At 41.1% G+C, this 22,287-nt stretch carries 18 protein-coding genes and 1 tRNA gene; 9 read left to right on the top strand and 10 right to left on the bottom strand.

Going from position 1 to position 22,287, the window contains the following annotated elements; genetic code table 11:
* The first annotated feature begins 9 nt into the window (after positions 1-9).
* Positions 10-1,218: a hypothetical protein gene (locus tag ACQKC9_RS00210; RefSeq protein ID WP_427620056.1), complete on the top strand. Its 1,209-nt coding sequence runs from the start codon at positions 10-12 to the stop codon at positions 1,216-1,218.
* Positions 1,219-1,506: 288 nt separating this feature from the next.
* Here ACQKC9_RS00210 and ACQKC9_RS00215 read toward each other — a convergent pair whose 3' ends face one another.
* Entirely contained in the window at positions 1,507-1,827 is a 321-nt protein-coding gene (locus ACQKC9_RS00215; protein WP_198332415.1) for a hypothetical protein, read from the bottom strand.
* A 271-nt stretch (positions 1,828-2,098) separates the two neighbouring features.
* Here ACQKC9_RS00215 and ACQKC9_RS00220 point away from each other — a divergent pair, with 271 nt between their 5' ends.
* The 8 genes from ACQKC9_RS00220 to ACQKC9_RS00255 all read left to right on the top strand — a co-directional run bounded on the left by ACQKC9_RS00220 (position 2,099) and on the right by ACQKC9_RS00255 (position 13,550).
* On the top strand, positions 2,099-2,296 hold the full coding sequence (locus ACQKC9_RS00220; protein WP_427620448.1) for a helix-turn-helix domain-containing protein: 198 nt from the start codon (positions 2,099-2,101) through the stop codon (positions 2,294-2,296).
* 314 nt (positions 2,297-2,610) lie between these two features.
* Entirely contained in the window at positions 2,611-3,048 is a 438-nt protein-coding gene (locus tag ACQKC9_RS00225; protein ID WP_427620057.1) for a hypothetical protein, read from the top strand.
* Positions 3,035-4,084, top strand: coding sequence for a hypothetical protein (locus ACQKC9_RS00230; protein ID WP_427620058.1), 1,050 nt, complete (start codon positions 3,035-3,037; stop codon positions 4,082-4,084). The genes ACQKC9_RS00225 and ACQKC9_RS00230 overlap by 14 nt, the downstream gene beginning before the upstream one ends.
* Positions 4,085-4,456: 372 nt before the next feature.
* The gene (locus ACQKC9_RS00235; RefSeq protein ID WP_427620059.1) at positions 4,457-6,811 is read left to right on the top strand and encodes a type I restriction-modification system subunit M; all 2,355 of its coding nucleotides are present in this window, start codon (positions 4,457-4,459) and stop codon (positions 6,809-6,811) included.
* Positions 6,811-8,181: a restriction endonuclease subunit S gene (locus ACQKC9_RS00240; protein ID WP_427620060.1), complete on the top strand. Its 1,371-nt coding sequence runs from the start codon at positions 6,811-6,813 to the stop codon at positions 8,179-8,181. Before ACQKC9_RS00235 ends, ACQKC9_RS00240 begins: the two co-directional genes overlap by 1 nt.
* Positions 8,182-8,260: 79 nt before the next feature.
* Entirely contained in the window at positions 8,261-9,256 is a 996-nt protein-coding gene (locus ACQKC9_RS00245) for an SMEK domain-containing protein (RefSeq protein WP_427620061.1), read from the top strand.
* A gap of 342 nt (positions 9,257-9,598) precedes the next feature.
* Positions 9,599-10,219 carry a hypothetical protein gene (locus tag ACQKC9_RS00250; RefSeq protein WP_427620062.1) on the top strand — a complete coding sequence of 207 codons (621 nt, stop codon included), beginning with the start codon at positions 9,599-9,601 and terminating at the stop codon, positions 10,217-10,219.
* A 34-nt stretch (positions 10,220-10,253) separates the two neighbouring features.
* On the top strand, positions 10,254-13,550 hold the full coding sequence (locus tag ACQKC9_RS00255) for a type I restriction endonuclease subunit R (RefSeq protein WP_427620063.1): 3,297 nt from the start codon (positions 10,254-10,256) through the stop codon (positions 13,548-13,550).
* Positions 13,551-13,861: 311 nt separating this feature from the next.
* Here ACQKC9_RS00255 and ACQKC9_RS00260 read toward each other — a convergent pair whose 3' ends face one another.
* The 9 genes from ACQKC9_RS00260 to ACQKC9_RS00300 all read right to left on the bottom strand — a co-directional run bounded on the left by ACQKC9_RS00260 (position 13,862) and on the right by ACQKC9_RS00300 (position 22,066).
* Positions 13,862-16,603 carry a DUF927 domain-containing protein gene (locus ACQKC9_RS00260; protein ID WP_427620064.1) on the bottom strand — a complete coding sequence of 914 codons (2,742 nt, stop codon included), beginning with the start codon at positions 16,601-16,603 and terminating at the stop codon, positions 13,862-13,864.
* A gap of 106 nt (positions 16,604-16,709) precedes the next feature.
* A complete protein-coding gene (locus tag ACQKC9_RS00265; protein ID WP_427620065.1) occupies positions 16,710-17,084 on the bottom strand; it encodes a hypothetical protein in 375 nt (124 codons plus the stop codon).
* Positions 17,077-17,361 (bottom strand): hypothetical protein, encoded by a 285-nt coding sequence (locus tag ACQKC9_RS00270; RefSeq protein WP_427620066.1) that lies wholly within the window; start codon positions 17,359-17,361, stop codon positions 17,077-17,079. The genes ACQKC9_RS00265 and ACQKC9_RS00270 overlap by 8 nt, the downstream gene beginning before the upstream one ends.
* A gap of 2 nt (positions 17,362-17,363) precedes the next feature.
* Positions 17,364-17,666, bottom strand: coding sequence for a helix-turn-helix transcriptional regulator (locus ACQKC9_RS00275; protein ID WP_427620067.1), 303 nt, complete (start codon positions 17,664-17,666; stop codon positions 17,364-17,366).
* A gap of 134 nt (positions 17,667-17,800) precedes the next feature.
* Entirely contained in the window at positions 17,801-18,670 is an 870-nt protein-coding gene (locus tag ACQKC9_RS00280) for a hypothetical protein (RefSeq protein WP_427620068.1), read from the bottom strand.
* A gap of 148 nt (positions 18,671-18,818) precedes the next feature.
* On the bottom strand, positions 18,819-20,285 hold the full coding sequence (locus ACQKC9_RS00285) for a tyrosine-type recombinase/integrase (RefSeq protein ID WP_427620069.1): 1,467 nt from the start codon (positions 20,283-20,285) through the stop codon (positions 18,819-18,821).
* A gap of 213 nt (positions 20,286-20,498) precedes the next feature.
* Positions 20,499-20,574, bottom strand: a tRNA-Arg gene (locus tag ACQKC9_RS00290).
* Between the two features lie 73 nt (positions 20,575-20,647).
* Positions 20,648-21,475, bottom strand: coding sequence for a hypothetical protein (locus tag ACQKC9_RS00295; RefSeq protein WP_427620070.1), 828 nt, complete (start codon positions 21,473-21,475; stop codon positions 20,648-20,650).
* 66 nt (positions 21,476-21,541) lie between these two features.
* Positions 21,542-22,066: a hypothetical protein gene (locus ACQKC9_RS00300; protein WP_427620071.1), complete on the bottom strand. Its 525-nt coding sequence runs from the start codon at positions 22,064-22,066 to the stop codon at positions 21,542-21,544.
* Between the last annotated feature and the right edge of the window lie 221 nt (positions 22,067-22,287).

The following is a 22,287-nucleotide window of genomic DNA, read 5'->3' on the forward strand; positions in this document are numbered from 1 at the left end:
AAGTTGATTATGCCAAATAACAATATTAATTTACATAAGACTAAAGCTGAAGAGCAACGGTATATTATCGGTATGCTACCGACTCAGTTATTAATAAAACGTACACCGGAAGGTAAGGACTTAGTTAAAAAGCTAACTAAAAAACTCTCTAAGATACCAAAAAAACGACAAGCTCAAGTAGCGAGTGTTTTTGATGATTTAGCTACTACACAGGAAAAAGGTAGTATTACTAAAGAAGATATAAAACTTGTAGAGGGTGAGTCGCTCAGTCACCCTTATGAGTCCTTATTACGTTCTTTTGGCGCTGAGACCGCTAACGATTTACTTGAACACACCAAGGTCATAGATTTATGTTTAAGCCAACCACTCAATGCTCAGCTTATTATTAATTTCAAGAACTACCTGTCTGATACATTCAATTATGAGGATGACGCGCTCAGCGCTGAAATGCCAGCAGACGAGTTCTATCTACACTTAGTTCTGAGCTTTATCGCTCATCTTGATGCTTGTATTCACCATGCTGCCTATTCAAAAGATGTTGCACCTATTAGTTTGGGCTGGCTGTTTATGCAAAAGCTGAATCCAGATAAATGGCGTTATGATTCAGCCAAAAAAAAGTATAGTTTAATTAACAAGAATGGCAGCCCTTTTACTTGTACGTCGCGCTCTTTTATTCACTTATTACTGACTGTTTTCTACTTTCAAAAGCATAAGAAAATGCCTACCAGTTTGTATGGCATTCGGAATGAAATCGATTGGAAGGTAGAAGATGAAGAAGGCAGGCTAGATGAGTTTATTTATAAAAAAAGCGAGCGCGACAGTAAAAGAAATTGGCTCAGTCTTGAAGATGTTTTTTGGCTAGTTGGTATGGAGAATTCTGCAAAGGACGAACCCAATGAGGTATTGATAAATTGGCAGCAATCATTTGTTAAGTATATGAAGACTGAGGATATTAATGATCTTAACGGTCTACCGCCCAGTGCTGAATCTATCATCTGGTTCATCTATGCTTTTTTTCAAAATATATATGAGCAAACAGATAAGCAAAATAAAATAAATAAAAAACAAAGCTGCATTATTTATGACGATTATTATAATTTATGGAAATTTATGACCGCTTACTATGAATCTAATATAAATGAGGATGTAAAAGCTGTACGTGTCGAGTGGCCAGAATATTTAAAAAAACAAGCCACACGTACTGAACGTATGGCCTGATATTATCTAACATCGATTAATTCTAGTATTTACTTGGATGGGTTATTGTCACGACCACCACCTGAAGGATTGCCAGTTGTACTTGGCCAGCCTGCGCCTTGTCCACCGTTATTCATATATATTTGCATAGTAGTACTCCGTTAAAATATTAATATAGCAGTTGTAGTCAGCAGCTCACTGTCTACAACTGCTATATTAATACCTAGTCTTTGATGAATCTCCCCCGAAACTACATATTTTTTTAAAAAGATAAGTAATGTAAGATTGCTTGATTAATAGCTTGGAACCTCATTTGCTAATAAAGTCACTTCTCCACATAGCATGCTCACATACTGCACAAAACCAACTCTCTTTTGCCCGCATATAGGCGATATCAGCAGGTACTTCAATTGGACAGGCGCTACCACAATATTCACAACAAACATCATCTAAGCAAGCATAGCATTGGCTTATAGTTTCAAATAATGTTTGAGAGCTAATATTATATTTTTGACAAAGCATACGTACATAATCTATATAGCTGATTTTATGATTATAGGCCCAATAATCTTCACAGACCCGTTTGTCCCAAGCATTTTGTGTCATGCTCCATTCAATCCTGATGCCCACAATATACTCCTTTTTAATGGCAGAATGACTATGATTAGTGTCACATTTTTATAGTCACTATATCTATCGAACAAGTCGCCCCCATCATAGTTAGCCAGCTATTGAGCAGCAAGATGAGTCTATGACATAATAAAGCGTTAGTCAGCACAAAATAGTTTTTGACGGAAACTTATTCATTGCCAACGAGTATTATTTTAACAGAAAAGTAGTCACTGGCAAGTATTTTTTACTTACCAATAAGGATTTTATTGTGATTTCATGTAATCTACCAGTGCTTTTAGCGGAAAGAAGATTGCGAGTTGCAGATTTAGTAAGAATGACAGACATCAGCAAGTCAACGCTTCATAGAATTTATAATGATGAGACAACTCGCATAGAATTCGATACCCTGAGTAAGTTGTGCCAAGTATTAAAAGTCACCCCAGGGGATGTTTTAAAGTATGTTCCCGATGAGAATGAAGGAAACTAAGCTTGATAGGAAGGTCGACTAATATAAGACGTTAACCTCCTCACCCAACTAAAATTGAAATTTCAAAATACTCTTCAGCCTTTATTTATCAAAGGCTGAAGAGTATTTTTTTTATCTAAAAAATGGTTATGAATCAGTATTTGAGTTATCCAAAGATAAAAATATAGCAGCACTATTAAAGGCTTTACAATCTATAAGTTATAACATATCATAATTAGTATTATTCACTATAAACGATATTAAAATGAATATTATTCATCTAAAGCCTACTCAGAAGTTTATAACTTTTTAGGCCAAGAATAGCTAGTATAAATATGGCTAGCTTGGATGATTATTATCGACCACCACTACGCTTGGTAAATGATAAAAACGAAACTTATTATTTTTTTAATGAGTTTAGAAGGTTTGATGAAATTCTAATAGAAGAGATCAATTCACGTCAGCCTTGCTTAGTTGCCGCTGAAAGCCTGAGAGATATTAAGCGCTTAGCTTGGAGTGAGGTTGTCGAGCTGGCCTTCTCAAGGGGAATTAATCATCCTGAATTTCTAAAGGCTTTAAGCTCTAGTGCACCAAAAAGTATTATTTGCGAGCTCATGAATATTGAGCGTCTGACGGTAGATAATTATTGTAGGTTCGCTGGTATCAGCCAAAGTGCTTATGAGTATCAGCAGTGTAAATTAGCCAATGATGAGGTGATGCTGGGGCTGCCCAAAAACCTGAATTGGATGGATGCATCTTATGGGGCACACTAAATTATTTAATGATGTGACCGACAGGCGAGTGTTGGATAAGCTTATCCCAATAGATTCACCACATCACATACAAATGTCTCAGCTTATGATTGATGTGATAAGTTTAGTGCCAGATGATGATATTGATTCATTACAATCAACACCAGAATCTAATTCTGCAGACTTTACTGGGATAGACTGTGTAGGTGTGATGAATCAAATCACTCGGCAAGGCAAAACAGGCGTGTGGGCGGTTACCTATATGCTGATAGTCTTTTATCAGGCGTATGGTGCAATAGACGTTAAGAGTAATGCTTGGCGGTTTATGAGTGGCTACTTAAAGGTGATATTTATGATCACAGCACGCCATGACAAGCACTTTGCCAAAATAGATAAGCTTGGCGTACGGGTTCGAATGGCGCTAAGACCTTCTGATCCGCAGTGTGAGATTCTCGACCAGTTAATCAGTATTCACGATCAGTGCGATAGCTTGTCCTCATGCTTATCTTATATCAGACAATATGAAGCAAGCGTTAAACAGAAAGAGGCAACAGGTAAAACAGCGAACCAATATCTTGGTAGTAAAATAGGTCAAATCAGGCTGGCTTATGAGGTGGTAATTAATAATAAAACCTTTGTTGGCAAAACTTATACTGAGAGTACTAAACGCGTAAAGTCGGCTCAAACCGTCATCAAGACATTAGTGGATACTGACAATGAGCCACTACAAAGTATAGTGTTTGGTACGAAACAATTAAAAAAGCACAGTAACGTGGCAATCGCTGAAAATATTGCTGATGACAACGAAGTACCTTTGCTAGACAATGACTTTAAGCCCGTCACACAAATTGCTAAATCCTCTGAGCTGCAGCAATGGCGATTGAAAAATAACCATCAACATGCCCGCCGTAATCAATTTCATTTCCCAACCAATTATCGTCAGCTAAGCATTACCGGATACCAAATGTTATTTAACAACGCATTTAACAACGCATTTAACAACATTTTAGAGGTGCTAGTAGGTAATGGCAAGTGTTTAATAAAGACTAAAAACTAGGTATGATAGGTATTTAAAGGGATTGAGGTAATGCGAGGTTATGTCTAAAAACAATGATTGGTGCGCCCACCAAGAGTAAGCTATAGGCCTAATAGCCTTTGATATCAAGCTATACAACATTTTAATAAATAATTTTAACAACAAATTTAACAACAATTCTATGTCGTTAGAATAATGGCTCTAATATAAAAATAGGCAAATATCGTTACAAGAAAAATTGTTTATATGAAATTAATCTCTACCAACGACACCTGCCAAGCCTGTAACTCACCTGTAGACCTGATATAATTCTAAATATCATACTGAACATTTATTTGTTCTAGATTTTTATAACATTATTCAACCTTGCCCAACAAACAATAAGACCAACCCATGACCAAAAACTTCTCTCAAACAGCGGCTTTCATCTGGTCTGTCGCTGATCTATTGCGCGGTGACTTTAAGCAATCTCAATACGGCCGCATCATCCTGCCATTCACACTACTACGCCGCTTAGAGTGCGTATTAGAAGAGACTAAAGCAGCTGTGGTGGCTGAGAGCCAACGTATCGCTGAGAAAGGTTTACCAGAGGAAGCGCAAGAGAAGTTCATCATTCGTGCCAGCAAGCGACCTTTTTACAATATCTCGCCGATGGACTTAAGCAAGATGGGTCAAAGCGATATCAAGGATAACCTCAACACTTACGTGCAATCTTTCTCTAAAGACGCGCGCGAGATATTTGAGCACTTCAAATTTGAAGAGTTTGTCGGGCAACTGGCCGATGCCAACTTACTGTATAAAGTGGTGCAGAAGTTCGCCAATACGGATCTTAGCCCTGAGGCTATCTCTAATCATGAAATGGGCTTTGTGTTTGAAGAGCTGATTCGCCGCTTTGCTGAGAGCTCGAACGAAACCGCAGGGGAGCATTTTACCCCTCGCGATATCGTGCGCCTGACGACTTCACTGGTATTCATGGAAGATGACGACGCACTGACCAAAGACGGCATCATTCGCACCATTTATGACCCCACGGCAGGTACGGGCGGTTTCCTATCCTCTGGTATGGAATACGTGCTAGAGCTGAACCCTGATGCGGTCATGCGTACTTACGGGCAAGAGCTAAACCCTGAGTCTTATGCTATCTGTAAAGCCGATATGCTGATCAAAGGGCAAGAGGTGAATAACATTAAGCTGGGCAACACCTTGTCTAGTGATCAGCTGGTCGCTGAGAAGTTTGACTACATGCTGTCGAATCCACCGTTTGGGGTAGATTGGAAAAAGATATCAGGTGAGATCAAAGACGAGCACGAGCAAAAAGGCTTTGATGGTCGCTTTGGGGCGGGCTTGCCGCGCGTGTCTGATGGCTCGCTATTGTTCCTGATGCATCTGATTAGCAAAATGCGTCCGATCACTGATAATACTAAAGATGCGGATAGCAGCAGCAACCAAGGCAGCCGTATCGGCATTATCTTAAATGGGTCACCGCTATTCACGGGCGGCGCAGGGAGTGGCGAGAGTGAGATTCGCCGTTATATCCTTGAGGCTGATTTGCTAGAGGCCATCATCGCCTTACCAACTGATATGTTCTATAACACGGGTATCGCTACCTATGTATGGGTATTAAGCAATAAGAAAGCGCCTGAGCGTAAAGGTTATGTGCAATTGATCGACGGTAGTAACCTATACGGCAAGATGCGTAAATCTCTTGGCTCTAAGCGTAATGAGATGAGCGATGATGATATCAAGACCATTATCCGTAGCTTTGGTGACTTTGAGGTGGTTGATGCGCGTGTGCTAGATAAGCCTGGAGAGGTGAAGTCTAACCGTGGCCGTCAGTCTGCCAATCCTAAAGCTGAGCCTGCTAAGACCTTTGCCAGTAAGATATTTGCCACTCATGAGTTTGGCTATCGCCGTATCACGATTGAGCGTCCGCTACGTCTATCCGCTCAGCTGTCTGATGAAGCTATCGAAACCTTACGTTATGCCTCTAAACCGTTTGATATGGTCATGCCAGCGTTGTATGAGGCATTTGGTAGTAATTGGACAGCTGATAGCTATGGCGACTTATCAGCGGTCACCTTAGAAGCCCGTGCAATGATTAAGGCGGACTTTAGCGAGCTGAAAGAAAAGCAAATTAAAGATGTGCTTGATGCCAAGCTTTGGCAGGATCAGCTTGAGATCATGAATAAAGCCAAAGCCTTACAAGCGGATATCGGTGAAAACCAGTTCGATGATTTCAATGAGTTTGAAAAAGTGTTCAAACAAGCGTTAAAAGATGCTGATGTGAATTTGGATGCTAAAGAAAAGAAACAGCTGTTAGATGCGATCACTTGGAAAAATCCTGAAGCAGAACCCGTCATCAAAAAAGCGGTCAAGGTTACCAATCCGCTCTATGGTGCATTTAGCTACAAAGCTGCCAATGCGAACAAGCCAGCCAAAATTGTAGAGTTCCAAACCGATAGCGATTTACGCGATTATGAAAACGTGCCGCTGAGTCCTGAAGTCACCACCACTGAGCTGATTGAAAGCTACTTCGCCCGTGAAGTGCAGCCGCATGTGCCTGATGCGTGGATCAATAGCGACAAGACCGATGCGATTGATGAAGAGGTTGGTATTGTCGGCTTTGAGATACCGTTTAACCGTCACTTCTATGTGTATGAGCCACCGCGCGCGCTAGCTGAGATTGATGCGGACTTGGATGCGGTGAGCACTGAGATTATGCAGTTATTGGGTGAGGTGCATTCGTAATGGCGAAGTATCAGCAATATGCAGAATATAAGGATTCTGGGGTTGAGTGGTTGGGAGAGATTCCTAAAGATTGGGAAATGTGGAAGATAGCACATGCTTATTTGGAAATAGGTTCTGGTACTACGCCGCCTTCCAGTAACGAAGAATGGTATGTTGGTGATATTCCGTGGATAACAACGGGAGAGCTAAGAGAGAAAATAATCTTAGATACCAAAAAGAAAGTCTCTAAAAAAACTATTAAAGCATTTCCGACTTTAAGAATATATCCAGTCGGTTCAATTGCTATCGCGATGTACGGTGCAACTATTGGTAGATTAGGTATATTAGGTATTGAGGCAACAACAAATCAAGCTTGTTGTGTTATGTCTCAGTCAAAAGTAATTTTTAATAAGTTTCTCTACTATTGGATGCAGGCTTTTAAAGATGACATCGTCCGTTTATCTTCTGGTGGCGGGCAACCTAACATTAATCAAGAGACAGTAGCTTCTTTAAAGGTTTCAACGCCTAGATACAAAGAGCAAGTTCATATTACTAACTTCCTCGACCACGAAACCGCCCAAATCGATATCTTAATCGAAAAGCAGCAAACCCTTATCCAACTGTTAAAAGAAAAGCGCCAAGCTGTCATCAGTCATGCCGTCACCAAAGGCTTAAACCCTGATGCGCCGATGAAAGAGTCGGGCGTTGAATGGTTGGGAGATGTGCCTGAGCATTGGGATGTTGTAAAGCTCTCGTATCGCTATGAAGTCCTCTTAGGTAAGATGTTAGACGATAAGAAAATTACTGGCGCTTATCTTGGTGGGTATATAAGAAATACTGATGTGCAGTGGAATGGAATTAATACTGAAAACCTTCCTCAAATGGATTTTAGACCTGAAGAACGCGAGCGATATTCCGTCAAAAAAGGTGATTTAGTTGTCTGTGAAGGGGGAGATATTGGTAGAAGTGCTATTTGGGATAAAGAGGAAGACTGTTTCTACCAAAAGGCGTTACACCGTCTCAGACCACATGATTCTACTCGTGATAATGCAAAGTTCATGCTTTATGTAATGTTCGATGCTGTACATCAAGAGCGTTTTAGTGGTGGCCTAGCTAAGGCAACAATTGCTCACTTACCAGCTGAAAAATTCCGACAATATAAGTTTGTATATCCCCCTTATGCTGAACAGATTAAAATTTCTGCCTACTTAGACGAGATGAGTAGTAAGTTTGAATCAATTGAGACGTCAGCTCAAAGGCAAGTTGAGTTGCTTCAAGAACGCCGCACCGCTTTAATATCTGCTGCGGTTACGGGCAAGATTGATGTGAGGGGTTGGCGGGCGTCTGATGTTGATAAAGTTCATGCTCTTCGCACTTCAGAGGCTTTGTAGAACTTACACCAAACGCACTATATTATTTTTGCATATGCAAATAAAAAATTTAAACTACGTTAACATTGAAGTGAAAGATATGATAATTAAACGTGAAGAGTCTATAAAGTCTATAACTGAAATGTTGACAAGGTTCGTTATTGACTTGTCATTACTAAATGGAGCAGGACTTTATGACATCAATACTACTTCTGAACATTTCTTTATTAAAATACTAGATATAACTTATGGTTTATCCTTAAAAAATCTAAATATAGAAAAATCAAATTTTCCAGCTATAGATTTAGGAGATTCCAACAAGAAGGTATGCTTCCAAGTTACGTCAGAAACCAGTACCGATAAATTAAGATCAACAATATCAAAATTTAAAAAATACCAATTGGATAATGATTATGATCATTTAATATTCCTTATCATCTCACATACCAAAACTGGTAATCCATCTGATAAAGACATTAAGGTAGAGGTAAAAAACTTTAAGGTATTAGCAAAAGATATTAGCAATCTTACTGATGACGAAAATATTTATAAGATTGAAAATTATCTCAAAGGAAATGTCAGATATTCAAATATAACTGAAAATTACAGTATTCTTCCGGAAAGAAAAGAAATGTCTCCAATCGAAATTGATGTTACAAATTTGATTAAAGATATTGATTTAAGAAGAGATGATCAGTTTAAGCCTTATCTGATATACGATTTAGGTAATATTTCAGTTTTGCTTAGCAAGCTTACTTATAACCAAAGAGAAGTTCTATTTTATACTATTGCTAATAGTAGTTTTTCCAATGTGAATAGATTCGAAGATAGGAACTCTATTATTATATATTGGGAAGAGCTTAAACAAGCTATACCAAATGTTCATGAAATTATACAAGTACTAGAGAGCAAAGGATTATTGCATATCAATCGTGATTACACGCCTTATGATTCATATAATTCGGTAGTTGTCGTTGAGCCATATTTCATAGGCAAGCTAGATTTAAATATTTTCGCAATGTTGAAAGATACCTTTGGTTCTGATGAAACAAAGCTGAAGGATATTTTAATAAATTGTAATTTTTCAAACTTGTAGGCGTATGACATGTGTACATCAACTATTAAAGGACGGTACTTTCATTAGCTGAGATTTTAAGTTAAATAATTTTATTAGAGTTATATCATGACCCATACCAGCACCTATACTAATGCGCACAACATCACCTACGAATCCGTCTTTCAAGCCGATATCATCGCTTAGATGCAGGCGCAAGGCTGGTAGTTAGGTCAAGCCAGCAGTTATCAGTCAGAGACGGCACTATATGAGCAAGACGTGTTGGACTTTGTATAGAGTAACTAGCTACGACAGTAGATGAAGTTCACATCGTGTTTATCTTACAAGTTTTAAGCACGATTTGAACTGAGAGTAGAGCTTCCTATGAAAAACAACGCTATAAAATACCGCAAAATAAGAGGCATCAACCGCCGTAAGCGTGCTATTGAGCGATGGGGCGAAGCTAATAAAATTCTTGATGTCGATCTGTTAAACCAAGACAAGCGAGATTACGTTGAATTCTTGGTACAGCCATGGTCACGCTTGTCTTTGATTAATAGTATCTATCCTGAGCCAACGGGCGACTGCGAATATCTACTGATCAAAAACCTGCAAAAAATCTATCAGTCATGGCAAGACTCGTTAGAAGCGTTGCAAACCCCTTATTACTTGCAAATATGGCTACGTGAAAACTACGTCAGCCGTTCACAAATCGTGTGTGCTATCGATGAGATGAAAGATTTCTACGATGATACCTTTGAAGCGATAGATAAACAGCCCAAAAATGGTATTCAAAGCTCTATCCACTATAATTCGAACACGGCTGAATACTTAGATTGTTTTGAATGGAAACTTTATCGAAGGCTTGTCCATTATGATATGGCCGATGAAGGCGATTTAGAGATGTTGCAATACATTGATCCTATTAAGCTTTTAAGAAAAGAAATCATTGAAGGTCAAGAACAACAAATCGTTGAAATTGATAAAGTGTGGCTGATCTCATAAGCCCAACTCATAACTTAATAATAAGCGTCAAACTATGACACATACCAATACTGCTATTAATGCGCAAAATGTCACCTACGAATCTACCTTCCAAGCCGATATCGTCCGCCAAATGCAAACGCATGGCTGGCAAGTAGGTCATGCCAGCGGCTATCAGGCAGAAACAGCGCTGTATGAGCAAGACGTGCTCGACTTTGTGCAGACGACCCAGCCAAAGGAATGGGAGAAGTTTTGCCGTACTTTTCCTATCGATTCTGAGTGCCACTTTATCACCGCATTGGTGAAGCAGCTTAACAAGGCTGATGAACACTCAACCGATAGAGCCTCACGTACTTATGGCACGCTTGGCGTATTACGTCATGGCCTAAAGATTCGTAACGCACGTTTTGACTTATGTCAGTTTAAGCCTGAGCACAGTCTCAACCCTGAGACGATGGCACGCTATGAGGCCAATATCTGCCGTGTGGTTCCTGAAGTAGTCTATAGCCCTAATACCAGCGTCAAAGACAGTACTGATGGCAAAGTCGCTAAGCGTAACCGTATCGATGTGGTGCTATTCGTCAATGGCTTACCTGTCACGACGATGGAGTTAAAGTCTGAATTTAAGCAAGCGGTACAGAATGCGATTACTCAGTATAAGAAGACACGCCTGCCTAAAGACTCTGATACTAAAAAACCTGAGCCGCTGCTGATGTTTAAGCGTGGCGCATTGGTTCACTTTGCTGTTAGTCAGTATGAAGTCTATATGACCACTAGGCTGGCAGGAGACAGCACGTACTTCTTGCCGTTTAACAAAGGCACCAGTGACGGCGGCGCGGGTAATGATACCCCTAACGATATCAGCCAATATGCCACTGACTATCTATGGAATGAAGTGCTCACGCCAGAGAACTTACTGGCCATCCTCGGCCACTTTATGCACTTGCAGATCGATGAGGAAGAGGACGCTATTGGGCGCAAGTCTAAGAAAGAAACCATGATGTTCCCGCGCTACCATCAGTGGGATGTGGTGACCAAGTTGGTTAATGCGGCCATTGATGAAGGCGCTGGTCAAAAGTACCTCATTCAACATAGTGCAGGATCGGGTAAGTCTAACTCTATCGCATGGACTGCCCATCAGCTATCCACCTTATACAACAGTGACGGTGATAAGCAGTTTCATTCAGTCATTGTCATTACCGATCGTACCGTGCTTGATGATCAATTGCAGGACACCATCTATCAGTTTGAACATGCCGATGGTGTGGTCGGTAAGATCAATAGAAAAGAGAGTGACGGCTCAAAGTCGGAGCAGCTTGCGGCCGCATTGGTAAACTCGCAGCCGATTATTATCGTGACCATTCAAACCTTCCCGTTTGTACTAAAAGCCATTGAAGACTCAAGTGTACTCAAGTCACGCCGTTATGCCATCATCGCCGATGAAGCACACTCATCACAGACAGGATCTACTGCACGCCAGCTCAAAGAAGTATTGGTCTCAGGTGATATAGAGAGTGATGCTACTGAGAGTGACGCGCCGCTATCTAGCGAAGACATATTGGATGCCACACTTGCCGCCCGCCGTAGCAGTCCTAACCTCAGCTACTATGCCTTTACCGCCACGCCCAAGCCAAAAACCATCGAGCTGTTCGGACGCTTGCCTAACCCTGACTTGCCAGCCTCTAAAGATAACCTGCCAGCCGCTTACCATATCTATTCAATGCGCCAAGCGATTGAAGAAGGTTTTATCCTAGATGTGCTTAAAAACTACACCAACTATAAAGTGGTCTATCAGCTTAAGCAAAAGCTGGCCGCTGCTGATGATGAAGTCGATGCACGCCGCGCCAAGATTAAGCTCAATAGCTGGGTGCGCCTCCATGAGCACAATATAGCGCAGAAGGTTAAGATTATCATTGAGCACTTTAATGACAATATTAAAGGCTTATTAGGTGGCCAAGCCAAAGCGATGGTAGTGACAGGCTCACGTAAAGAAGCAGTACGCTATAAGCTGGCATTTGATAACTACATCGCTAAGTACGGTTATAGAAACATCAATGCCATGGTCGCATTTTCAGGTGAAGTCACCTTTAACTATAATGATCCTGATAGCGGCGCATTACTTGGCGAGAAGTTCACCGAGCACAATATGAATATCGGGCTAAAAGGCCGTGATCTGCGTAAAGCCTTCGATAGTGATGACTATCAAGTGATGCTGGTCGCTAACAAGTTCCAGACAGGTTTTGATCAGCCCAAACTGTGCGCCATGTACGTGGATAAGAAGCTAACAGGCGTGGACTGCGTACAAACCCTTTCACGGCTGAACCGCACCTATAAGGGCAAAGCAGAGAGTGGCACGTTTGTACTCGACTTCTTTAATGATCCACAAGATATCCTTGAAGCCTTCCAGCCATACTATGAGACCGCAACCTTAGCGGACGTCTCTGACCCTGATCAGGTGTTTGACCTTTATGAAAAGCTGCGTGCCAGCGGTATTTTCTTATGGCATGAGGTAGAACAATTTGTTGAGGCATTTTATAGTAAGAACAAGTCTAACGCGGCCATTAGCAATATCTGCAAGCCAGCAGTTGAGCGTTGGCAGAAGAAGTATAAGCTGGCACGTGAGCAAGCACAGCACGCCAAAGTGATGCTAGAGCGTACCAAAGCGACGGGCGATGTGGTGCTGATGACCAATGCCGAGAATGACTACAAAGGTTTTAAGGCCGATCAAGACGCGCTAGAAATCTTTAAAAAGGACTTAGGCACCTTCACCCGCCAGTATGAGTTTATGTCGCAAATTGTGGACTATGACGACAAAGAGTTAGAGAAACTGAGCCTATACGCGCGTAACTTACAGCCGCTACTACGTGAAAGCGTGGACAATGAAGATGACGTTGATCTAAGTAACATTGTTATGAGCCATTACCGCGTCTCAAAGCTGCATCAGCAAGACTTAAAGCTACAAGAGGGCAAGTCTGAGTATCAGTTAGATGGCAGCAGTGGAGCGGGCACGGGCACGCCTAAAGACAAACAAGAAGCTCTACTGTCTCAGATTATTGAGCGGTTGAATGAAGTCTTTGCTGGTGAGGACTTTACTGATAAGGACAAAGTGAACTTTATGAATACCATCTGGGATAAAGTCACTGAAAACGAGATCGTGGTCAAACAGTTCACCAATAACAGTGTTGATCAGATTATGCTGGGCGGTTATCCAAATGCTGCCGAAGACGCTATGTTTGATGCCAAGGGTACGTTTGAAGATATGACCATGCACCTACTGTCTAACCCGAATCAGTTTAAACATTTTATTCGATTGATGCTTGATACGAAGTTGGGTGATGAGGCAGCGATGTAATATCTCAGATTGTTTTTAAGAAGCGTTCTCTCGCTATAATCGTACCAAGGTGGTTCCATTTTTCCAGCTTTTTTTTGGTTCCAAAATTATTTCTGGTTCCGAGCTGAATCACTTTCCATGACTGGGCTAAGCGTGATTTTTTATGTTGGAACCAAAGAGAAAACAGGCGTGTTTTGGTTCCAAATTTCCACAATTTGGCTGTTTTGGTTCCAATATTTTTCTTTGCTGTCATCAGAGCACAAACAGTAAAAAAGGCATGCGTATTAACGGATGCCTTTTAGTATTTCAGTCGTCGAGATAGTTGTCAGCTATCAATAATTGGCTATCCTACCAAATGGTGGTATCTCGTTATCTGGCTCAGAAATAACATTAGCTGCTGTAACTGCCTTTTCAGTGTGGGACACTTGGGACAACGGGACAGCGACTCTGATTACTGGATTCGTGGCTGTCCCAGTACTTTTGAGGGCTTGGGACGAATGGGACAAATTATCAGGTTTATATTTATTTTGTCCCACTTGTCCCAATGAGGCTTTGGTACTTGGGACGGTCTTTAGCTCTTTCGCTGTATGGTCTGTCCCGTTTGTCTCCACTGTCCCAGTAGTTCTATTGACGTCATAACCTAAGATATTACCTTTAACTGCATAGAAGGGGTCACGCTCTATAAAAAGTGTTTTTGGTGATTTATATGCTTTACGATCTCCTTGATTACGCATTAAAAGATGGGCGTCATCCAAAACTTGTAAGACTTTTTTAGCATTGAAAGGTGGGCAGACTTCCTTTTCAAAGGTGTTCATTAAGAAATAATAGTCACCTGTATTGGTATTGCGATAGCCTACACGGTTAGAAGTTTTAGGCTCAAAGTCTGGGCATCGGTGATTATGGCGCGGCTCAAAACGACTTGATCCATGCTGTTCAATAAACGACTGAATATGTTTGATGATTTGGCGCTGCTCATGCTCACCATCACGGCCATAGTTATCAAGCCAGTTATCAAGGCACGTCATAACGGCTGTGGTTGCTTGTCCTGCTTGCCAGCCTGTGATGTCTGCCTGAGTTGCCATCTCGCCAGCGGCAGCCACAATAGCGAATCGTTTAGCCACTCTGTGTGCTTGTGGAGCAAGGTCGCTATACTTACTTAAAAAGTCTGTTACAAGCTGCTTAGCGGCGGCTGTGGTCGCTTTCTTATCAATAGTAATATGTTCCAGCCATGCTATGCCAGCCACACCATGATAAGCGTGTGATAGCTCGTTGATCTTATCGGCTTGCGCTGCGCCTGTGGGTGCCAATACCAAACTATCAAAAGTCTTTAAGCCTTTGCCAGCATCAGCATCTATATGTGCTACCCGAACCTCAATACCTGCATTGGTTTTCTGTCCTGCTTGCGCCATGATGTTTTGCAGCGACTCTTCACCATTGGATAAAAAAATAATGCGCCATTCTTTGGCTATGCGGTTGTGTCCTGTAGTCGTGCTTCTACCTTTGCCGTGACCATTACCTAGCATATAAACGGCTTTGCCTACTATTTTGGGGGCACATTCGCTGATCTCATCAAGTGGCAGAAAACTGTCGTTATGCTCGCTTGCTGTGCCCTCTAGGGCATTGTCAGTGCTGCGCCATGTCTTAACGTACCTGTCAGGATTACCCCACACACTAGCAGCCAACTTAAGCGATAAAGATTTACCCATGCTTGATGAGCCTAAAAGGTGGAAACCACCCCCGTCAGATTCTAATAGCGAAAGTAATTGACCAGCAAAAGCGCAAGCAATAGAAAAAACCAAGCGGCTTTGCTCTGATAGTGGTCTGCATAACTCATCACGCCATTGAACTAATGTCCCTTTTTGGGATAAAGTACTATTAATTGCATTAGCAGACTGATAGACAATCAACTCCTTGCCATCGCTACCTATCGTCCCATTAGGTAATATGTATTGCTCCTCATGCCAGCCCAACTTATCCACGCATAATGCTCGTTTGTGAATAGGGTAGTCCTGAATATAAGCATCTAAGTAGTTGCGCTGCTTGCCATTGGTAGTAATGCTTAATCCTTGACTGGCAAGCTCACGGCGATACTCACGGGCATCACCTTGCAGTAAAGCTAACGGCATTGACCACGTATGTAACACGCTGTCATCATCATGCCATTGCAGTAACCGCCCCCATGTAGCGCTGCTTGTGTCCCGTGTCTTAGCAATAATCTCTATGGGAGAACAAACAAACATTTTTTGCTTATATAAAATATTGCTAGGATCGCTGTCATCGTACTTTACGAAAAACAGCCCATCATGGTATAGCTCAAAACGCCCATCATCACAGACCATAGGCGTATTCAGTTGCGGTGCTTTATCGTCGCGCCATTCAGGATAGTGAGTGGTATCTTTTAAACTGATTAGCTGGGTGTCATTAGATGCCAGTATCGTCTCATAGCTATTATTATCATGTAGCATCGTGACCATATCAGCCACAGTAACCAATGCCCTAGCATTCACGCCTGCCAGTAAATTTATCATCCCTTTGTTATCTATGGTTATCGGTATGGTGACCTGTGATCCGCTGCTCCAATGCTGCACCATCTTTTTAAAGCATTGCTTTGTCTTTTGAGGGCTGATAATAATAGTCTTGTCACTAGCCATCAGGCACGCATAAGTATCAATACCGTTATCTAAATTATCAAACGCAAGCACCTCATTAGCTTTGTTCGTGTCACCAATAACGATAGCGCCATACCCTGTAGGATCAATCACAATAGGCGTAGCTTTGCTGTTTGGTGTGTAGAACACAGCGCCTACGGGTTGCTTTTGTCTGTCGGTGATTGCTATAGCTATCGTGCCAGCGGTCGCTTCGGTTTTGCCAATATCATCACCATGATATATAGTAGTGTCGTCTGTAGAAAATAGCAGTCGTTCAGGTTCTACCATGCTGTAAAGCTTGGTTAAGAATGGACAGTTTGCCAGTTGTTTCTCTGTAGCTGGCTTGCAACCTTGTAAGAGAGTATCAGCGCCCATGTTGTCAGCATGGGCTTTTTTATTGTCTATCGTTTGTGGTATAGGGGTCATCTTTTACCCCTTGCTGGCGACTGGTTCGGCTTGCGTGTAGCTTGATATTTCTTGTAGTAGCTCTTACGCTTGGCGTACTTACGGCTTTGCTTTGGTGGGTAGCTTCTCACTGTGCTACCTCCTTGCCGTAACGAGTCAATGCTAAGGTTTGATTGACTTTCTCTAATCTTGCATTTAATAGATTCATCCATGTATTGACAGAATCATTTCTTAAATGTGACATAGTTACAATGATATGTGGCTGCATTTTGGCATGGTGAACAAGAGATAATAGATGCCCAATATCATTCAATACAGCGACGACTCCTTCGATATCACAGGCAATATCTGATAGATCATGTGCTGATAAGACAACGACTTCTCTATCATTATCAGTGGTCATATCAATTATTTTGCGCTGGCTAGTTTGACCGATAGACAAGGCGTTATCAGGTAAGCCGCTAAGAGCTTCTAGCTGGGTTTTGTTGTCATTACTATTCATGGCTTGATACCTCCACTTCAGGCAATGAGACAATATCTCGCATGATGCCTGAGCTCAATTCGCTGGCATGTGTACTGATAGCGAGTAAGGCGGATCTCACCGCTACTATCACACCCTTTGACGCTGGGTCGTCTGCTTCAATTGTATTAAGTGCATAAGCTAAACTTTCGCAGTCGTTGGAATAGTTTTGAATGAGTTCATCGATGTAATCTAACTTATGACTGTCAACTGCTACTAGGCGTGGTTCTAAAATATCAATGGGTTTTGACGTCATCATGACTAAGCTCCCATTAGAGTATTGGAATGACTGTCTGAGTCTGGCTGTTCGTTGTGAGAGTTTACCCAGTGATTAATATCAGACAAACGCCATAAGCTCGCACGTCCAATTTTTATGGGCGCTGGGAATTGATTTTGACTGATGAGATGGTAGATATGTTTAGCAGAGAAACCGACGATACCGCGTGTCGCGTTTTTAGCAGTCACAGTTCGCTGTTGTCCTGATTGAGTCGTATAGGTCTTGGCGATGCGTTCCGATTGGTTAGCAAGGTCTGCCATTCTTAGGTATTGGTCGATAAGTATCATTATAATTCACCTTATAGCGGGGTTGGTTATTGCCAGTAATGGCTCGCTATGAGGTGAATGTTACTGTGTGGAATATGGTAGCGGGCAATGGTGCCTAGTTAAGGCAGTGGCATCTGGTCAAGGTGCTATCTTGTTTAATCTTGACTTAATTTATCAGTATGAATAATATTAATACTTCTCAATGCTTTAATGAGCGCTGGTGCTCGAGCCTTTGGTTCTAAAGGTGTTAGAAGAGTTCTGATCCTATCTTTCAAGTTACCGTCTCTTAGTTTCAAGCTGTTAGTTATCTTGTTGAATTTCCCAGTATTGAATTGTGTAATATGTTCGATATCGTGAACCTGATAGTATTCTTTCCATATCCCCATCGCTAAATGTAGTTCGGGAGGATATTGGTTTTTATTCATTGCTTGCCAGTCATACAAGTGTTTATCAGTTGGTATGGCTGTTTGCTCATTTAACTGGTCATTAAGCTTATTTATATCTTGCTCTTGTTGTTTGATTTTAGCGTTGGAGGCTGCCAGCTCTTTGATAAGTTCGTCATTGGTTTTAGGTTCACTATGCGCTGCCATTGGGTTGACAGATGTTCCTATAGCCATTGATGGCATTGACTTATCCAACTCATTAGGTAAGCTTAAAATGTCATTATGTAAATTAAGGAGCTTTATATATTCAGCATTGAGAATATCCTTCTTATAAAAGTAGGAAATTATAAATTCATCATCTGTTTTTAATTCATTAATCCTGTATAACCTATAGTCATCAGTATAGTCTTGTTTAATTATTAAATCTGATAAATGGAACTCGTTGTAATAACCACTAATATCATTTTTACAATATATTCTTATATCGTATTGCCTAATGCCACAATATCTACCTAGATAACCGACGACTTCGTTTAGCGTATTACCAGTATGATTAGCTATTAAATCAATAAAATCACTAACGCTAATATAATTATCATCCTCAGCCTCTATGATTTTTTTTAGATCCACAATTGCACCCACACACCCTCAAAATAAAATACGAGCAAGGCACTGACAGCTTAAGGGTGCGGTGACTGTCGTTCGGATATTAATCCTAGCCTTGCATTTGTGATGACAGCGCATAACGCTATCAATTTTTATATGTCAGGGTGATGCTGACGATGTGATATTAGCTCATTTGGTTGGCAAGCTGAGCCAATAATTCAGGCGATATACCTTGAGCTTGCAAGCTTTTTATTAACGTTTCTTTATCATGTAACTCTATATGCGTGGCTTGTACCCTGCGACTGCTTATCTCGATCGATACCTCACTAGGCGTTAAAAGGTCAAAGCTAACCGCTTTTCCAGCTCGCAAGTCGTCTAAGTGGTCTGCCCAACGGTTCATCATAATTTGACGTTCTGCTAAGTGGGCTGAGAGGTCGTATCGTTTTTTGACACTGGATTGTTCAAGGTGGGCTAACTGGACTTCAATAATGTTTTCTGGAAACTGCAGCTCATACAATCCTGTGCTCGCAAGCTGTCTAAATCCGTGCCCCGTCATTTTAGGGTAGGGATCACCTGTGTAGCCCATGCGCTTTAGTGCTTGATTAAACCATACTTCGCTATATGGATTACTGCGCTCAAAGTTGTAGAAAACATAGCCTGTCCGCTCAGTTAAGGGACGCATACACTCGATGATAGCCATAGCTTGTGGTGATAGGGGAATAATGTGATCCTGACGCATCTTCATCTTGTGCGCTGGCACTCGCCAAACGCTTTTATGATAATCAATCTCTGACCATTCAAAAAACCTCAACTCTTTTGTTCTAACAAAGCATAGCGTCATTAATTGCATGCCAGCGACGGTCTGTTCATGAGCATTTGGATTATCTACACTGTATTGATCAATATTACGTAGTAGCTCAGGGAATTGGTGTTGCTCCACTGCTTTCATGCGCTCAGCCTTATGAGGTCTTAGCGCTCTACTGCGTCCATGAGCAATATTAATAAGATCATAACCTAGCGTGTTGATAGCATACTCAAAAACTGAACTGATAAACGCCACGCACTTGTGTGTTGTGTCAGTCGTCCACTTACCTTGCTTTTCAAAATACGTTTGAATCGCTAATCCAGTTTTAATAACATCCTGAGCAGTAATAGCATTTATAGGATAGTCACCTATATGTTGTGAGACATGCTTATCTAAATAGGTATGCAGCTTTTGAATATTCTTGGGCGTGGTCTCTGACTTTTCATTGATATAACTGTTAGCAATAATCTTAAATAAATCTTTCTGCTCAAAGTTGTTTTTATGATGGTTTTTTTGGTCGGTAGGATCAATACCGTCGTCAAGTGATGATTTAGCTTTATCACGTGCTAATCGTGCTTGCTTTAACGATACTTCTGGTTTGAAGGAGGAGTCTATATCTAGCTTGGCTGGTTTGTAGATACCTATCTGATAGGTTTTTTGCTTAGGTTTGAGATCTTTATTAGATTGATAGCGATAAGCCATTTGCCAAAATAGGGAGCCATTTGGATGTTGTATTAGATATAGGTTATTGCCATCGCCGTGGCGTGTAATCTTCTTAGGTGGTGATTGTTTGGCAATAGATTTTACGGCAGCATCCGTCAACTGGTAGTCTTTTCTCTTTGTCATGACTTGGCCTTAAAGGCGTGGAGAGGTTTTAACAACAAAACCTAAGAGAATTTAACAACAAATAACGCTCTTGTTGAATATTTAACAACATATTTAACAACAGTGTAGTGGTGCTGCTAGGTAATGACAAGTGATGCAGGAAGACGTAATGTAAGTAAAATCGGGGGCTGTAGCGGATTGGGGTAATGCGAAGTTATGTCTAAATACAATAATTGGTGCGCCCACCAAGACTCGAACTCGGATCGATCGCTTAGGAGGCAACTGCTCTATCCTGTTGAGCTATAGGCGCATTATGGAGTGACATTGTAGAAAAAAGCAGTCATAAAAGCAATCAACAAAAGATAAATAAAGACAATTTATCCTTACTCACCATTGCTAAGCGCGTCAGTGACATCTACAGCATGATCACCTGATGCATTTTTCGCCTGCGAGGTTGGTTTAAATAAGTCATTTACACTGTTCTTATAACCACTAATGTTCTCATAATCATATTTTTTTAGTATATCTTGACCTGTGCTCGATAGTAAAAAATTACGGAAGTTAATAGCAGTTGTATCGTCTGTCAGGATGACACCTTCAAGCGCTTGTTCATCTTTTAGCGCATAGTTAAAGGGGTTTAGAGTGTGTATCTTTTTGTCATTATTATGCGTACGGGTATCATTATTATGCGCACTGTTATCACTATTTTTATCAGATGCATCATTTATACCAGAACCCTCAGTACTTTTCTGACTTTGATCATTTCTATCTTGTGCCTGTTGCAATTCTGATTGTAGGAGTGATACCCGTTCTGTAGATAGGCTATCGTCATTGGTAATAATCATATCTGTATCAAAGACAAAGTCAGAGAGTTTGTCTTTGGTAGAACCACTACTTGGTACTGTAAGAAGGTCGTTAGAGGGTACATAACTCGCTAACACTTGCACGTGCGGATAACGAGATTCAAAGCTTACAATGATATCGTCCAAAGGTATCTGTAACTTCTCTTCTGCTCGAATGTATAAAACACTGTCAGCAATCTCTCTTGATTCATCACCTTTCGTACTAGGGTCTGCTTCACTTTCACTTGCCATGATTGGCAATGGGTCTGTGTTTTTTCGATTACTGGTCCACAACCAAATGAAGACCGCGATAAAGATTGTGAGCAGTAGCAAGATTAGCCCAGCCAGCAGTAGTTTGTAGTCTTTCATATATTACTGCTCTTTTATTATTAGTTGATTCATAGCAAAGTTTATATACAGGGTGGTATCTAGCTTTTAAAGCTTTTGTTCTAGTACTTCATCGGTTAATTCAGCCAACATGTCTGCAAAGATATCCGTGTCTGCAGAAGGGGTAGATACTTGTTCTTCATTAACTTCACCACTTTCATCAGTATGACCACTGGTTTGGCGATTTATTAGAGAATCAGGTTGGTCGTTTAATACCTTGGCAGGCGTAGTAGTTTGATGCGCTGCTAACGGCGATTCACCAGTTAACAATCTGTCTTTTAACCATCTAAACCCATGTGCCTCCCACCATGCTTCGAAACGCGGCAACGTGCTACCACGTACCGCTACAGGGAGATCTAGCGTTCTCAGTTTCTGCGCAAGGATAGGGTCGCTGATAGCTTGATGGATGCTCAAATAAAGTGAGCTGCTATCATCCGTATATGGTCGTCTGTTTTGCCATGATCTGTCATCGATTTTCATACGTGGCAGTTGCCACAACTCACCGCGATAATACACGACGTATAAGCGTTGTTTTGGATGGACAAAAATGGCATCAATGGGACGCAATGGCATAATATTAAGTAATCCCGTCAATAGAAAGTATTATTTAGATACAGGTTGTAAAAGCCAATTTAAAAACCACAATGAGATTATTTCATTGTAAATATGAATGATAGTATAAAACGACACTAAATGTCGCAAGCTTATTATAATATCGGCATCTGCACTAGTAAACGATAACCATCAATGGCACACTGATAGCAAATTTGGCATGTTAACGTTATCAATGGATA

Source organism: Psychrobacter sp. NPDC078409 (genome assembly GCF_050268505.1).
GTDB lineage: Bacteria > Pseudomonadota > Gammaproteobacteria > Pseudomonadales > Moraxellaceae > Psychrobacter.

Coding starts and splice junctions, on each gene's coding strand:
- ACQKC9_RS00270 (WP_427620066.1), bottom strand. CDS start 17,361: ATGATGACGTCAAAACCCATTGATATTTTAGAACCACGCCTAGTAGCA.
- ACQKC9_RS00240 (WP_427620060.1), top strand. CDS start 6,811: ATGGCGAAGTATCAGCAATATGCAGAATATAAGGATTCTGGGGTTGAG.
- ACQKC9_RS00225 (WP_427620057.1), top strand. CDS start 2,611: ATGGCTAGCTTGGATGATTATTATCGACCACCACTACGCTTGGTAAAT.
- ACQKC9_RS00260 (WP_427620064.1), bottom strand. CDS start 16,603: ATGACCCCTATACCACAAACGATAGACAATAAAAAAGCCCATGCTGAC.
- ACQKC9_RS00265 (WP_427620065.1), bottom strand. CDS start 17,084: ATGAATAGTAATGACAACAAAACCCAGCTAGAAGCTCTTAGCGGCTTA.
- ACQKC9_RS00210 (WP_427620056.1), top strand. CDS start 10: ATGCCAAATAACAATATTAATTTACATAAGACTAAAGCTGAAGAGCAA.
- ACQKC9_RS00275 (WP_427620067.1), bottom strand. CDS start 17,666: ATGATACTTATCGACCAATACCTAAGAATGGCAGACCTTGCTAACCAA.
- ACQKC9_RS00295 (WP_427620070.1), bottom strand. CDS start 21,475: ATGAAAGACTACAAACTACTGCTGGCTGGGCTAATCTTGCTACTGCTC.
- ACQKC9_RS00250 (WP_427620062.1), top strand. CDS start 9,599: ATGAAAAACAACGCTATAAAATACCGCAAAATAAGAGGCATCAACCGC.
- ACQKC9_RS00235 (WP_427620059.1), top strand. CDS start 4,457: ATGACCAAAAACTTCTCTCAAACAGCGGCTTTCATCTGGTCTGTCGCT.
- ACQKC9_RS00255 (WP_427620063.1), top strand. CDS start 10,254: ATGACACATACCAATACTGCTATTAATGCGCAAAATGTCACCTACGAA.
- ACQKC9_RS00300 (WP_427620071.1), bottom strand. CDS start 22,066: ATGCCATTGCGTCCCATTGATGCCATTTTTGTCCATCCAAAACAACGC.
- ACQKC9_RS00230 (WP_427620058.1), top strand. CDS start 3,035: ATGGGGCACACTAAATTATTTAATGATGTGACCGACAGGCGAGTGTTG.
- ACQKC9_RS00245 (WP_427620061.1), top strand. CDS start 8,261: ATGATAATTAAACGTGAAGAGTCTATAAAGTCTATAACTGAAATGTTG.
- ACQKC9_RS00285 (WP_427620069.1), bottom strand. CDS start 20,285: ATGACAAAGAGAAAAGACTACCAGTTGACGGATGCTGCCGTAAAATCT.